12 protein-coding genes are annotated in these 13,532 nt (G+C 71.5%); 7 read left to right on the forward strand and 5 right to left on the reverse strand.

Annotated elements, in window-relative coordinates; all coding sequences use genetic code 11:
- Positions 1–5 precede the first annotated feature (5 nt).
- From ABGB08_RS11220 to ABGB08_RS11245, 6 genes are all read left to right on the forward strand, one after another.
- Positions 6–989, forward strand: coding sequence for a MoxR family ATPase (locus ABGB08_RS11220; RefSeq protein ID WP_347589123.1), 984 nt, complete (start codon positions 6–8; stop codon positions 987–989).
- Positions 967–1,875, forward strand: a complete 909-nt coding sequence (locus ABGB08_RS11225) for a DUF58 domain-containing protein (protein WP_347589125.1) — start codon at positions 967–969, stop codon at positions 1,873–1,875. The genes ABGB08_RS11220 and ABGB08_RS11225 overlap by 23 nt, the downstream gene beginning before the upstream one ends.
- A complete protein-coding gene (locus ABGB08_RS11230; RefSeq protein WP_347589127.1) occupies positions 1,872–2,813 on the forward strand; it encodes a VWA domain-containing protein in 942 nt (313 codons plus the stop codon). The genes ABGB08_RS11225 and ABGB08_RS11230 overlap by 4 nt, the downstream gene beginning before the upstream one ends.
- A complete protein-coding gene (locus ABGB08_RS11235; RefSeq protein ID WP_347589129.1) occupies positions 2,814–3,896 on the forward strand; it encodes a VWA domain-containing protein in 1,083 nt (360 codons plus the stop codon).
- 25 nt (positions 3,897–3,921) lie between these two features.
- Positions 3,922–5,340: an FtsX-like permease family protein gene (locus ABGB08_RS11240; RefSeq protein ID WP_347589131.1), complete on the forward strand. Its 1,419-nt coding sequence runs from the start codon at positions 3,922–3,924 to the stop codon at positions 5,338–5,340.
- A gap of 386 nt (positions 5,341–5,726) precedes the next feature.
- The gene (locus ABGB08_RS11245; RefSeq protein WP_347589133.1) at positions 5,727–6,185 is read left to right on the forward strand and encodes a hypothetical protein; all 459 of its coding nucleotides are present in this window, start codon (positions 5,727–5,729) and stop codon (positions 6,183–6,185) included.
- Positions 6,186–6,352: 167 nt separating this feature from the next.
- Here the strand turns inward: ABGB08_RS11245 and ABGB08_RS11250 are convergent, their stop codons facing one another.
- The 4 genes from ABGB08_RS11250 to ABGB08_RS11265 all read right to left on the reverse strand — a co-directional run bounded on the left by ABGB08_RS11250 (position 6,353) and on the right by ABGB08_RS11265 (position 10,659).
- Complete coding sequence (locus ABGB08_RS11250; protein ID WP_347589135.1) at positions 6,353–7,912, reverse strand: hypothetical protein; 1,560 nt, start codon at positions 7,910–7,912, stop codon at positions 6,353–6,355.
- A 109-nt stretch (positions 7,913–8,021) separates the two neighbouring features.
- Positions 8,022–9,854 (reverse strand): ABC transporter ATP-binding protein, encoded by a 1,833-nt coding sequence (locus ABGB08_RS11255; protein WP_347589137.1) that lies wholly within the window; start codon positions 9,852–9,854, stop codon positions 8,022–8,024.
- The gene (locus tag ABGB08_RS11260) at positions 9,851–10,378 is read right to left on the reverse strand and encodes a TlpA disulfide reductase family protein (protein WP_347589139.1); all 528 of its coding nucleotides are present in this window, start codon (positions 10,376–10,378) and stop codon (positions 9,851–9,853) included. The genes ABGB08_RS11255 and ABGB08_RS11260 overlap by 4 nt, the downstream gene beginning before the upstream one ends.
- 71 nt (positions 10,379–10,449) lie before the next feature.
- Positions 10,450–10,659 carry a hypothetical protein gene (locus ABGB08_RS11265; RefSeq protein ID WP_347589141.1) on the reverse strand — a complete coding sequence of 70 codons (210 nt, stop codon included), beginning with the start codon at positions 10,657–10,659 and terminating at the stop codon, positions 10,450–10,452.
- Between the two features lie 135 nt (positions 10,660–10,794).
- On the opposite strand from ABGB08_RS11265, the gene lepB reads away from it, so the two are divergent.
- Entirely contained in the window at positions 10,795–11,229 is a 435-nt protein-coding gene (gene lepB / locus ABGB08_RS11270) for a signal peptidase I (RefSeq protein ID WP_347589143.1), read from the forward strand.
- Here the strand turns inward: lepB and ABGB08_RS11275 are convergent.
- On the reverse strand, positions 11,224–13,434 hold the full coding sequence (locus tag ABGB08_RS11275) for a BTAD domain-containing putative transcriptional regulator (protein ID WP_347589145.1): 2,211 nt from the start codon (positions 13,432–13,434) through the stop codon (positions 11,224–11,226). The genes lepB and ABGB08_RS11275 overlap by 6 nt on opposite strands.
- Between the last annotated feature and the right edge of the window lie 98 nt (positions 13,435–13,532).

A 13,532-nucleotide genomic window follows, 5' to 3' on the forward strand; every position in this document is an offset into this window, starting at 1 on the left:
CCCCGATGACCTCTCCCGCGAAGTCCACCAACCCGCTCGAACGCATGCTGTTCGAGGTCAAGCGCACGATCGTCGGCCAGGATGTGCTGCTGGAACGCATGGCCGTCGCCCTGCTCTCCGGCGGTCACCTGCTCGTCGAGGGCGTGCCCGGCCTGGCCAAGACACTCGCCGTCAAGTCGCTCGCCGCCGCGATGGCCGGGCAGTTCCAGCGGATCCAGTTCACTCCCGACCTCGTCCCCGCCGACCTCATCGGCACGCGGATCTACCACCAGCACTCCGGCGAGTTCCGGACCGAGCTGGGGCCGGTCTTCGCCAACCTGCTGCTGGCCGATGAGATCAACCGCGCTCCGGCCAAGGTGCAGAGCGCGCTGCTCGAGGTGATGCAGGAGCACCAGGTCACCATCGGCCGCCAGACGTTCCGGGTGCCTGAGCCGTTCCTGGTCATGGCGACCGAGAACCCGATCGAGTCGGAGGGCACCTATCCGCTGCCCGAGGCGCAGGTGGACCGGTTCATGATGAAGGTCGTCGTCGACTACCCCGGCGGCGCCGAGGAGCACGCGATCGTCGACCGTGCGCTCAGGCCGCCGGAGCCGACGCAGGCGATGCTCACCACCGACGATCTGATCGGGATGCAGGCACGCGTGCAGGAGGTGTACGTCGACCCCTCCATCGTCGACTACGCCGTGCGCCTGGTCACCGTGACCCGCGCCCTGGGCAACGCCGGGCTCGGCCAGCTGGAACGGTACGTCAACTACGGCGCCAGTCCGCGCGCCTCGATCGCGCTCGTGATCGGCGCACGCGCCCTCGCGTTCCTCCGCGGCCGCGGCTACGTGCTCCCCCACGACGTCACCGAACTCGCCCTCGACGTGCTGCGCCATCGGATCGTGCTCTCCTACGAGGCCCTCGCCGACGACGTCGACGCCGACACGATCGTGACGAGCGTGCTCGGGGCCGTACGCGTGCCCGATGCCGTCCTCCAGGACCGCTGATCCGATGCGCGCCCCCGAGAAACTCCTGCTCCGCCTGGAATGGCGGGTCGTCCGCCGTCTCGACGGGCGGCTTCAGGGCGGCCACCGTACGGTGCACCGAGGGGCGGGGACCGACTTCGCCGGGCTGCGCGCCTACGTGGAGGGCGACGACGCGCGGCACATCGACTGGAACGTCACCGCCCGGCTGAACGAGCCGCACCTCAGGCAGTTCAACGAGGATCGCGAGATGACGGTCTGGCTCGTGCTCGACCGGTCGGCGTCGATGGCGGCGGGCCGGCCGGGACGCGGGAAGCACGAGGTCCTCGCGGAGCTCGCGCTCGTCCTCGCCCGGCTGTTCAGCCGCGGCGGGAACCGCGTGGGCGCCCTGCTCTTCGACACGGGCGTGCTGCGGGTCGTGCCACCCGGCACGGACCGCAGGCACGTGCTGCGCATCGGCGCCGAACTGGACCGCACCGCCGCCGCGAGCAGCGGCCAGACGACCGATCTGGCCGCGATGCTCGACGCGGTCGCGCGCCTCGCCCGGCGCCGCAGCCTGATCGTCGTCGTCTCCGACTTCATCGGCGACGGCGACTGGGAACGCTCGCTGCTGCGCCTGGCGCGCCGGCACGAGGTCGTCGCCCTGCGCATCGTGGACACCGCGGACGACGAGCTGCCGGAGGCCGGGCTCATCGTGGTGGAGGACGCGGAGACCGGTGAGCAGCTCATCGTCGATTCCGGCGATCCGCTGTTCCGGGTCCGCTTCCGTGCGGCCGTCGACGCACGCGACGCCCGGCTGGCGGACGGCATGCGCGAGGCAGGGGTGCCGGTCCACCGCGTCGACACCGATCGCGATCTTGCCGAGGCGCTCGTCGAGGTCGTCGCCCGAACCCGGGACCGGCGCACGTGAACCTCTATCTTCTCGCCCTCGGCCTGCTCGTCACCGCGGCGCTCGCCGCCGCGGCCGTCGTCTTCGCGCGCCGCCGGTCGGCCGCATGGGCCGCCGCCGGGATCACCGCGCCGAACCGCCGCCGTACGCAACTGGGCACCGGGTTCACCATCGGCGGCCTCGCGGTCCTCGCGATCGCCGTCGCCGGTCCGACCGCGTCCGTGCCCGTGCCCCGGGCCTCGGGTACGGTCATCCTGGCCATTGACGTCTCCGCGAGCATGGGCGCCGACGACATCGCCCCCACCCGGCTCGCGGCCGCGCAGCAGGCGGCCCGGTCGTTCATCCAGGCGCAGCCGGACAGCGTCGACATCGGCGTCGTCGCGTTCGAACGGGGTGCGCTCACCACCGCGCGTCCGGACGCCGACCACGCCGCCGCCCTGGCGGCGATCGATCGGCTGAAGGTCACCGGCGGCACCTCGCTGGGGAGCGCCATCATCGCCTCGCTCTCCGCGATCACCGGCGAGCGGGTCGCCGTCGGACGCGACGGCGCCGCCCCCGACATCGGGTATTGGCCCTCGGCGACCATCGTGATGTTCTCCGACGGCCAGGACCTGGGCGGGAACGTCGACGACGCCGTCGCGGTGGCCGAGCAGGCGGGTGTGCGCATCCACACCGTCGGCATCGGCACCACCGCCGGGACCGCGGTGAAGGTCGACGGATTCAGCCTGCAGACCGCGCTCGACGAGGACGCGCTCGAATCGATCGCGCAGGCCACCCGCGGCACGTACCATCCCGGCACCGACACCGGCCGGCTCGACGGGGTCGCCTCGACGATCGATCTGCGGCTCACCGTCAGCGACGAGCCGCTTCCCCTCGCCGGCGCGTTCATCGCGGTCGCCCTCGCCCTGCTCACCGCGGGGTCGGCGCTCACCGTCTTCCGGACAGGGCGGGTGGTCTGAATGTCCTTCACATGGCCCTGGGCGTTGCTCGCCCTTCTGGCCATCCCGCTGGTGTTCGCGATCTGGTGGCTGACGCGGCGGCGACGCCGGCGCGCCGCGATCCGGGTCACCTCCGTCGCGCTGGTCCGGGTGGCGCTGCCCGGACGCGTCCGCTGGCGGCGCTGGATCCCGGCGGCGCTGCTCGCGGCAGGGCTCGCCGTGCTCGGTCTCGGCGCCGCGCGTCCGCAGGCGACCGTACCGGTCCCGATGACCTCGGCGACGATCCTGCTCTCCCTCGACATCTCGGGCTCCATGTGCTCCACCGACGTCGATCCGAACCGCATCACCGCCGCCAAGGAAGCCGCCGCGGACTTCATCCGGTCTCAGCAAGGCGGACCGCGCATCGGCCTGGTCACCTTCGCGGGCACCGCGGGCCTCGTCGTCCCCCCGACCGATGACACGCAGACGCTGCTCGACGCGCTCGAGAACCTGATCACCTTCCGTGGCACCGCGATCGGCCAGGCCATCCTCGCCTCGCTCGACGCCATCGCGGAGGTCGACCCCTCGGTCGCCCCCATCGGTGCCGAGCCCGCGGACCGCGGACCGGGTTATGCGAGCAGTGCGATCGTCGTGCTCACCGACGGCGCGAACACCCAAGGCGTGGACCCGCAGACAGCCGCCCAGGAAGCCGCTCTCCGCCGCGTACGCGTCTTCACCATCGGGTTCGGCACCTCCACACCCGGGCCCATGGTGTGCGACAGCTCGCAGTTCGACGGCGGCTTCGGCGCTCCCGGCCGCGGCGGCTTCGACAGGGGGCGCGGCTGGCGAACCATCGACGAAGACGCGCTCCGGCAGGTCGCCGACGCCACCGGGGGGTCGTACTACCGCGCGCAGAACGCCGACCAGCTCCAAGAGGCCCTGGGCAAGCTGCCGGGCACGTTCACCGTCGTCCACGAGCACGTCGACGTCGCCGCCTGGTTCGCCGGCGCCGGCGGCCTCCTCATCGCGGCCGCCGTCGCGCTCTCGCTCTGGTGGAACAACCGGCCCTCCGGGGGAATCGGGAGCGCTCGGGCGGGAGGCGGCGCGCCAAGCCGCGGAGGATGATCTCTCCACGCCGTATCATGCCCTCGTGATCGTGACGATCGTGGTATTCATCGTCGTTCCGGGCATTCCCGCCGCGCTCATGTGCGGGTCCGTGTTCCTCGCGGCGCGATCGACTTCTCCGCTCGTACGCCCCGGCTATCTGCTCTGGGGTGCCATCTTGGCGGCGATCGGCTATGCCGTCATGGCAAACATCGCGTCGGCCACCTATGAGGACCAGCACCACGACGACTTCGGATCGTTGGGGACCGTCCTCTTGGGGTTCCTGGGCGCGGGATTCTTCCTCCTCGGGCTCGGTCCCTTCATCCCGTGGCTGTTGCGCATGTTCGAGCGCCTCGCCGTACGGCTGCCGGTGCCGTTCCGGCTGGCGGCCCGCGACACGGGCGAGCGTCCTGTCCTCACGGCGGCCGCGGTCGCGATGACCATGATGATCACAGCCGTCACGGTCGCCGCACTGATCGTCTCGGCCGCCAGGACGGCCATGGACGAATTGGAATACCAGCCGCGAGCCCGTCCGGGAGCCCTCGTGGTGGACGAGTTCAAGAACGACCAGGCGGCCATCGTTCAGGCGGCCGTCCAGCGCGAGATGCCCACCGTGTCCATCGCGGCGTGCAGCGGTGAGAACAATGCCGGATATTTCATCCCCGACGTCACCGGCGGGCTGCTGCTCGACCCTGTCCATGTCGGTGACCTGGCACTGCTGCGCTACCTCACCGGGGACCCGTCCGCGCCCTTCCGCGAGGACACGGCGGTGGTCGTCACGGCGGAGGACGTCGCGATCAGCTCGGTGCCGATCGTGCACAACCTCTCCGGCGACCACGGCGACTACGACGCCTACCCGCGCAAGACCATCCCGGCCGTCATCGCCCGCCCCGCCGACCCTCAAGTCGAGGCGATCTTCATCCCGTCGAAGGTCATCCAGGACCTCGGCTTCCATCTGGTGCCGAGACAGCTGATCGTCGACCCCGGCGTCCATCGGATCTCGCCGCTTGAGCAGGAGCGGCTCGAAGAACGTCTGGGCAGGACCGCGACCGTGTACGTCGAACGGGGATTCCAGCCCGCGACCGGTTGGCAGGCGTTCGTCGCGGTCATGGCCGTGCTCGCCCTCGGCAGCGCGCTGCTCGCGACCGGCTGGACGTCCGCCGAGTCCCGGTCCACGCGCGTCCTGCTGAGGGTGAGGGGCGGCTCATCCGCGGCCCTGCGGTGGCTGGCCGCCTGCCGTGCGGGAGTCAGTACCGCCTGCGGCACGATCCTGGGCGCCGCCGCCGGCTGTGCCATCGGCCTGCTGCTGAGGTGGCCGCTGACCACGTCGGCCGACTGGGATCCGATCAAGCGACCGCCTTTTCCCGTCCCCTGGCCGGTCATCGCCGCGCTGGCCATCGGACTGCCCCTGCTCGCGGCGGTCATCGCGGCCCTCCTGACTCCCAGACGGACCGCTGAGACCTGATGGGCTGAGACGAATCTCAGCGGCGCTCAGCGGCGCCTCAGCGATGATCGGGCAGCGTGGAGGACGGTCAATTCAGGTGGCCCGAGGAGGAATGCCGTGCTTGCCCATGTCGCGTGTCCAGCAGAGATCCGCAGCAGCCCTGCCGTCTCGGCCGGGCTGCTGCGGGTGGAGAACCGCATCCAACGGCTGAGCACCTCCTCCCGGTTGCCGCTCATCAACACGGCGGCCGGGAGGATCACCGGCGCCGGAGGCAAGCGGCTGCGCCCCGCACTGACACTGGCGACCGCTCTCGCCCTGGGTGGGCGGAGTCGCTGGTCGTCAGGTGAGGGCGACCGGCAGTGCCTCGGGCGGATCCGTTCAACCGACCGCCACGGCACAATTTCGTCATGGACCCAGTGCGGGAGTATGTCGACGCCGTCGCCAACGACGATGTCCGCGACACGTTGCGGTGGCTTGACGAGGCCGGCTACCGGGTCACTTCGAGCCAGGGCGGGCCGACTGAGTCGTTCGGAGATGCGCATCTGGTCTTCACCGGTCGCCGAGAGGTGGAGATCACTCGCGACCGTGGCCAGTGGATGATCAGCATCTCCCTCGCTCCCGGCGGGGAGCGTCTTTGGCTCGACGTTCTCATGGCAGCCCGCCGCGGCGCTGCTTGGGCGCCCTCACCGCATGGCCAGCCATTGAGCAGCCCACTTCCGGACCAGCTTCCTGCGGACGTCTCGTGGAGTGCCTCGCTGCCGGATGTTCTGGGATGGCTCGATGAACCTGGCGCGGCGGAAGAGGCAGAGGCGGCGACCATGAAGGCTCGCGACTTGATGTGGCAATGGTTGCGCGACGGGGAGTAGCAGCGAAGCCGAGCCTTTCGCGCGGCACCTCTTGCAGCAGAAGAGGATGCCAATAACCAGGAGCGACCGATCACAAGACCACGCGTACGCGGTACTCATGGTGGGTGACGATATCCATCACGACTGACCTTTCATCAGGTGTAGGGCATCGGAAAGCTGGGTGATCATCATGAGAGGTCGCCTCCGGCTAGGAAGGTCTCCATGTTCGTTCGCGTGCGCTCGTTGGGTTCGACGGCGGCGGCCTGGCGTACCCAGTCGAGGGCCTGATCGGGGACGAGCGGCCAGGCGGAGAGGGTTCGTAAGGCCATGTTCCTGACCCGGGTGACGCGGTTGCGCAACGCGACCTCGATCAAGGGAAGTCCGGTGCCGGGGAACGGCTTCAGCCCGGAGACGACGAAGTCGAGGACACGGTCGGCGGTGAACTTGTCCCCGAAGCCGAAGTGGTCGCCGGGGCCGTTGGCGAGGTCCGCGAGTGGGAGCAGGCGGGCGGCCAGGGCGGTGAGTTCGGCGGCTTCGGCTGGACCGGCCATGTTCATGGCATGCAACCAGACGAAATCGTCGAGTGGCCGGCGTTCGAGGCGGGTCGTGATCTGAGGGAGGACGGGCAAGCGCAGGCGGCCTGCCGCCCAGAGGGCGCTGCCGAACCGGGGGTCGTCCGGGTCGGCCAGGTGCGCGAGCGTCAGTTCCGGCCAGCGCGATTCGGAGACGAGTTCCTCGTACTGGCGGCGCAGGCTTGCGGGCCACCTGGGCTCGTCCTGATTGTCCTGAAGGAAACCATGGATGGTGAGCAGGCTGTTCAGCCTGCCGAGCGTGGCCTCCCGGCCGGCAAGAAGGGTGGCCCACCGGCTCATCGCGGGCACGGCGTCGGGGTAGTCGTTCATGTCCTCGGCGGGGCCGCCCTCGGCCAGCGCTTCCAGGATCTCCCCGGCGCTGTCCAGCAGCCCGGCGTCGACGTCCGGTTCCAGCAGGGCCGGATAGAGTTCGCCGGTCGTGGCGGCCAGGTGCGCCAGGTACTCGTTCATGATCCCGTTACGGAAGCCGTCTCGCAGCAGCCAGGCTTTGATGTCGGGATCGCCGCAGTTCTTGAGGCGTTCCACGGCGTGGATGCGGCCCCAGTCCTGAACCCGTCGGGCCAGCTCGAACACGGCCCGCTGCCCTTCGGTCTGGGTGCGGACCAGGGCGAGCACCGCGTACAGGGTGAGCTCTTCCAGCGCGCCGAGCAGGAGCAGGAGTTCCCGGTCGGATTCCTCGCCGCAGGCACCGATGAGCACCAGGCCGATTTTCACGGCCTCGCGCCGGGTGCCGTACTCGGCCAGATGCCGGGCGACGACGTGAAGCCGGTCGCGGGGCAGTTCGCTGCGCCGGATCTGTTCGATCAGCTCGTCGGCGATGCCGAGCGCCGAGGTGGCGGCGAGGCGTTCGTGCAGCCGGACCAGGTCTGCATGGTCCGGCGGTCCGGTGACCAGCCGACTGAGCAGGGCGACGACGTCCGCCAGGGCATCCGGGTCGTCCTGCCTGCCGAAATGGTGGCTTTCCACGCCGTCTCTGACGACGCTGGGGAAGTACGGTTTCCCATTCGCCGGGCGGGGCGGCTCGTCGGGGAGCTCCCAGGCTTCCGCAGGCCAGGGCCCGGGGCCGTAACGGAGGGACATGGTGAGTGCGTGAGCGAGGAAGGTGGGGCGATCCCCGATAGGGTCGTCGCCCAGCTTCCAGATAGCGGCGCTCATCCGCAGGGGCGGTGGCCGCCCTTCCTGTGGGTCATGGCTGTCATAGTGGCCTCCCCGCGTCGTGAACGCAACCGCCGCCGGTGGCCTGTGGTCTGGGCTGCCTCCCGCCTCAGTGAAGCGCTGCGGGCTCCTGGAAGCCTGCGGCCTGGCGGGTGAACAGCCGTGCGTACTCACCGCCCAACGCCATCAGCTGGTCGTGCGTGCCCTCCTCGGCGACCTTGCCCTCGGCGAGCACGATGATGTGATCAGCTTGGCGTACGGTGTTGAGCCGGTGGGAGATCAGCAGGCTGGTACGACCGGCGCGGCCGGCGCGCAGTTGCTCGGCGATCGCGTATTCGGCGTCAGGATCCAGGCCGGAGCTCGGCTCGTCCAGGATGAGCAGGTCCGCCGATCCGGCGCGGAGCAGGGCCCGGGCGATGGCCACCCGCTGCCACTGCCCGCCGGACAAGAGCACGCCCTGACCGGCCTCGTCTCCCGGTCCCGCGGCGAAGAAACGGGACAGGACGGTCTCGTATCCGAGCGGCAGTCCGGCGAGTGCCTCGTGGACGCCCGCCTGGCTCGCCGCGACCTGGATCCGCCCAAAAGAATCGGACGAGTCCAGCGCGGTCAGGTCGCCGATGGCGATGTTCTCGGCGGCGGTCAGGTCGTACGCGACGAAGTCCTGGAAGACCGCGCCGATCCGGCGGCGGAGACCGTCGACGGGCAGGTCGCGCACGTCGGCGCCGTCCCAGTGGATGCCGCCGCGGTCGGGGTCGTACAACCGGCACAACAACTTGACGAGCGTGCTCTTGCCCGCGCCGTTGAGCCCCACCAGGGCGACGGTCTTCCCGTACGGAATGGTCAGGCTCAGGCCGCTGAGCACCCACGGAAGACCGGAGCCGTAACGGAACCAGACGTCGCGCACCTCGATGGCGCGCCGCAGCGTGGCGACAGCCCCCGCCGCGGCAGCCGGTTCCGGCAGGTCAGTTTGCGCGCGTACGACATGCTCGTAGTGGTTCACGAGGGTGAGCGCCTGCTGGAGCTGGCCGAGTTGGACCGTCATCGACGACAGGCAGGACAGTACGCCCGCCACGGCGGCGGTGAGGACCGCCAGGTCGCCGACGCCGGCCCGGCCGGCCCCGATCTGCGCCACCATCGAGATCAGCGCGCCGCCCGCGACGACAGCGGCGAGCAGGGTGAGCGCGCCGTTCCGGCGGACCGTGACGGTGTCGACGCGGCGCTCGGCGCGCTGTCCGGCGTCGAGTTCGGCGAGCATCCGGCCGCGCAGGAAGCCGCTGACCCCGAACAGCCGGATTTCCTTGGCCGCCTGGAGGTCCAGCAGGAGCAGCTGGTAGAAGATCCTGCGGCGTTCGAGGGGCGCGATCTCCCACATCATCCGCGTACGCTCCCTGCTGAGCCGGAGCTGGACGATCACGTCGGGCACGGCGGCGGCGGCCACGACCAGCGTGAGCCACAGGCTGAAGGTGCTGACGGCCCCGGCGAACCCCACCAGGGTCACGGCCCCGCTAAGCAGGCTGAGCAGCGCGTTCACCACGATCTGCGGGGTCGCCTGGCCGGACTGCTGAGCCAGCTGGAGGCGGTCGCGGAACTCGGGGTCCTCCAGCCGCGCGAGCCCCGTGATCCGGGACACGGCCGAGAACAGCTCGTCGCTGGTCCGGCGAACGATCCGGCGCTGCTGCTCAGCCTGGACGAAGCCGGTGAGGTGCGGCAGCAGGGCCAGCACGCCCCCGGCGACCGCGAGCAGCAGTGCCAGCACGAGCGGGCTCGGCCCGGACCCCGTGGTGAGCCGGTCGATCAGCAGCTTGGTCAGCCAGGCGAGCGCGACGGGCGCCGCGCCGCCGATGATCGCCCCGGCGAGCTGGGCGATGGCGAGGACCGGCCCAGCCTGCCAGACAAGCGATCCGACGGCGAGCAGCGCGGCGCCCGTCCCCGGTGCCCTCATGCCCGCGCGAGGCGCCGCAGCGGGTCGAGTTCGTGGCCGGAGGCCAGGACCGCGCCGTCCGGCCCGACCAGGAAGAACAACGGATAGGCGGCGACCGCGAAGGCCGTGGCCACGGGACCGCCCTCCGCTTCGACGACCACCCGGCCGACCGCGTCCAGCGCCTGCAGCAGGTCGTCCGCGGCCGTACGCCCCGTCGAGACGACGGCGAGCGCCGGGGTGGAGGCGGCGGTGTCGGCGAAGGCGGGGGCCTTGGGCAGGCACGACCCGCAGTCGGTGGAGAAGAACCCCACCAAGGTGACGCCGTCGCGCAGGATCTCCTCGTCGACCGTCTCGCCCGTGGTCGTGGCGGCGGTGAACGAGGGGACCTTCGTCCCGTCGGCCAGACCCGGCTGCCACGAGCCGCCGGTGTGCCCGGCCCTCTCCCGCTCATATTCGCGCAGCTTCCTGATGATCCCGGCGGTCAGCACCAGGTTGACGGCGACGAGCCCGCACAGGACGAGCACGGCGGACAGACCGATGGTCATGAGTGTTTCCCCTTCCGATCGTGGTGGCGGCTCCGGAGCCGCCATGGGTCCGGAGCCGTGGGTTCAGACCGTCAGCACCGGCCGAGGTAGGTCCAGCTGCTGCCGCACGTCGCCCGGGCGTAGGCCAGGCAGATGTTGCCCGTGGGGTTGGGGTAGCACTGCTTGTAGTGGTTACAGCCGCCGCTGGGGGAAGACTCGTAGCACAGGTCCGCCTGGGCCTCGGTCTTCGGCAGGAACGCGCTGAGGAGCCTGTCCCCCATTCGCGTGATTGTCCGGGTCATGCATCGCTCCTTTCGGATGGTGACCGGCCCTGTCGGGCCGCCCCACACGATGGACGGTGCCGGCTGCGCGGCGGTGACGGGTGACGCGCGAGCCCGCGTAACCGGCGCGACACCGGGCTCGCCGACGCTGGGCCGATGGGATACCTGATCGCCGGCATGCTGGTCGCCGCGGTGCTCGTGGCGCGGCGGCTCCTGGTCGTCGTCCAGGTCGCGGGGACGAGCATGACGCCTGCGTACCATCCGGGCGACCGCGTCCTCGTCCGGCGGGTCGCGGGCGGCAGGCTGCGGCGCGGCCAGGTGGTGGTGTTCCAGTCCGCCCACACGTGGGGGCTGGCGCGGCCGTCCCGGCTCGGCGCCACCGACTGGTTCATCAAACGGGTCGCCGCGCTCCCCGGTGACAGCGTGCCGGACTCGGTCGCGGCGCGGGTCGACGCGCCGCCGGGGAGCCTGGTCCCCGCCCGGCGGCTCGTCGTCCTCGGCGACAACCCGGCCAGCCGTGACTCCCGTGCGTGGGGGTACGTGCCGTTCGACCGGGTGCTCGGCGTGGTGGTCCGCCGGATTCACTCATAGCTCGGCGGTCAGCCGGGCCGTACGCAACGTGGCCAGGTTGCGCGCCATGATCTCTTCGCCCCACAGGTTGTCCGCGTGCCGGCAGGCGCGCAGGGCGCGCTCATGGGTGTCCGCCCAGTCCTCGTGCAGCCCTCGCGCGGCGTAGTAGTTGACCGAGCGGGCCGCGAGCTCCCAGGCCAGCTCGTGCTGCCCGGACGCGGCGGCTTGCGCGACGCACGCCCTGATGGCGGCGCGTTCGACGTCGAACCAGTCGAGGGCGTCCAGGACGAGCCCCCTGGCCCGCGCCGGCTTCATGTACCACCGGGCGGCCACGCCGCCGATGTCCCAGGTGAGGCGTTCGGGGAGGGAACGGTCCGCGGCCTCGGCGAGCGCGAGCCAGCCGCCGATCGCCCGCCGCACCGCCCCCGCCCGCAGCTCGGGCGGTTCTTCCGCGGCGGCGCGTTCGCGGGCGTGCAGCCGCAGGAGATCGGACAGGCGATAGCGCGGCCGGCCGCACGCGTCGGCACCGGTGCAGTCCAGCAGATGGACGTCGAGCAACTCCTCGATCAGCGCCTCCGCCTCCTCCAGAGAGACGTCGAGCAGCGCGGCCGGGACCCAGGACGCGAAGTCGGGGACGTCGAGCAGGCCGAGCAGCCGGTACGCCCGCCGGGTCGGCTCGGCGAGCGCGGCGTAGCTCGACCTGAGGCGGTCCCGTACGGACAGGTCCCCCGCGGTGAGCTCGTCGAGGCGGGACGGCTCCGCCCGCAGCCGGGACGCGAGCCGGGTCAGGCTCAGATGCTCGTCCCCGGCCACCCTGGCGCCCGCGATCCGCAGCGCCAGGGGAAGCCGGTCGCAGAGCCGGACGATCTCGGCGGCCGCCCATTCGTCCGCGCCAGGCTCGCCCGCCACTCTCGCGAACAGCTCCTGCGCCGCCGCAGGGTCGAGCACGGACAGCCGCATCGTCGTCCGGGCGCTCAGCGCGGACAGCCTGCGGCGGCTCGTGACCAGCACCGCGCAGTGCGGGCCGCTCGGGATCAACGGCCGGACCTGCGCCTCGCTCGCGGCGTCGTCCAGGATCACGAGCACCCGCCGGGCCGCGGTCAGCGCCCGATACGCCTCCTGCCGCTCCTCCGGCGTGACCGGGAGCGTGCGGCAGTCCGCCCCCAGCGGCACGAGGAAACGGCCGAGCAGACGGCCGGGGGCGACCGGCCGGTCGCCGGACCCACCCAGTTCGGCATAGAGCTGGCCATCGGGGAACTGCTCGCGCAGCCGATGGGCCACGTGGACGGCCAGCGCGGTCTTGCCGGTCCCCGCCCCGCCGACCACCACCGCCATGGATGCGCCGGCGGCCAGCGTGCGGCGCAGCGCCTCGGCCTGCTCCTGCCGCCCGGCGAAGTCGGCAAGATCGGGCGGCAGGAAATGGGGTGAAACCGGGTCCGCCCCGAAGGTGTGCCGGACGGCCGGAAGCGCCTCGCTCGGCAGCGTCACCGCTCCGTCGTCGAGGACGGCTTCGTGCACGCTCCTGAGTAGCCGGCCGGGCGCCACCCCGAGCTCCTCGCGCAGCGCCGTACTCGTGCGGTGATAGATCTCCAGCGCCTCGGCCCGCCGCCCGGTGTGGCACAAGGCGAGCATGAGAAGGGCGCTGAGCCGCTCACGGTACGGGTGGAGCGCGGCCAGCGGGGCGAGTTCGGCCGACACCTCGTCATGCCGGCCGAGGGCGAGCGTGACGGCGGCGCAGTCCTCGTGGACGCGCAGGTGCTCCTCCTCCAGCCGCCGAGCCTCGGCGGCGACCAGCAGCGGCTCCTCGATGTCGGCGAACGCGGGGCCGCGCCAGAGGGCGAGCCCTTGGCGGAAGAGCGTGCGGGCCGCCTCCAGGGATCCCCGTTCGACGGCGGCACGCGCGTCTGCGGTCAGCTCGGCGAAGCGCAGCGCGTCCAGCTCGCCGGGCGCGACGACCACGGCGTAGCCGCCCGGGCCGTACGCGATGCGCCCCTGTTCGCCGATCAGCTGCCGGAGGCGCCGCACGTACACCTGGACGGTCTTGTGCGAGCCCGGCGGCGGTGCGTCGCCCCACAACGCCTCGATCAGCGTGGGCACCGCGACGGCACGGCCCGGCCGGCACAGCAGGACGGCCAGCAGCCGGCGCACCATCGTGGCGCCGATCACGATGGGCGCTTCCCCATGGCGCACCTGCACTGTGCCAAGAACGCCGAAGTCCGTGGTCATCAGATTATGGTGGATCTGTCGAGGATGCCGCGGACAGGCAGTTGACCGGCAGTTGATTCGTGCCTGACGGGGCGGGCCGATGTCATAATGCGGCTTCG

It is taken from the genome of Acrocarpospora sp. B8E8, from assembly GCF_039871605.1.
Classification (GTDB): Bacteria; Actinomycetota; Actinomycetes; order Streptosporangiales; family Streptosporangiaceae; genus Acrocarpospora; species Acrocarpospora macrocephala.

Bases quoted from the DNA above. Each gene is read 5' to 3' on its own strand.
- ABGB08_RS11220 (WP_347589123.1), top strand. From the start codon at position 6: ATGACCTCTCCCGCGAAGTCCACCAACCCGCTCGAACGCATGCTGTTC.
- ABGB08_RS11225 (WP_347589125.1), top strand. From the start codon at position 967: ATGCCGTCCTCCAGGACCGCTGATCCGATGCGCGCCCCCGAGAAACTC.
- ABGB08_RS11235 (WP_347589129.1), top strand. From the start codon at position 2,814: ATGTCCTTCACATGGCCCTGGGCGTTGCTCGCCCTTCTGGCCATCCCG.
- ABGB08_RS11245 (WP_347589133.1), top strand. From the start codon at position 5,727: ATGGACCCAGTGCGGGAGTATGTCGACGCCGTCGCCAACGACGATGTC.
- ABGB08_RS11250 (WP_347589135.1), bottom strand. From the start codon at position 7,912: ATGAGCGCCGCTATCTGGAAGCTGGGCGACGACCCTATCGGGGATCGC.
- ABGB08_RS11255 (WP_347589137.1), bottom strand. From the start codon at position 9,854: ATGAGGGCACCGGGGACGGGCGCCGCGCTGCTCGCCGTCGGATCGCTT.
- ABGB08_RS11260 (WP_347589139.1), bottom strand. From the start codon at position 10,378: ATGACCATCGGTCTGTCCGCCGTGCTCGTCCTGTGCGGGCTCGTCGCC.
- ABGB08_RS11265 (WP_347589141.1), bottom strand. From the start codon at position 10,659: ATGACCCGGACAATCACGCGAATGGGGGACAGGCTCCTCAGCGCGTTC.
- lepB (WP_347589143.1), top strand. From the start codon at position 10,795: ATGGGATACCTGATCGCCGGCATGCTGGTCGCCGCGGTGCTCGTGGCG.
- ABGB08_RS11275 (WP_347589145.1), bottom strand. From the start codon at position 13,434: ATGACCACGGACTTCGGCGTTCTTGGCACAGTGCAGGTGCGCCATGGG.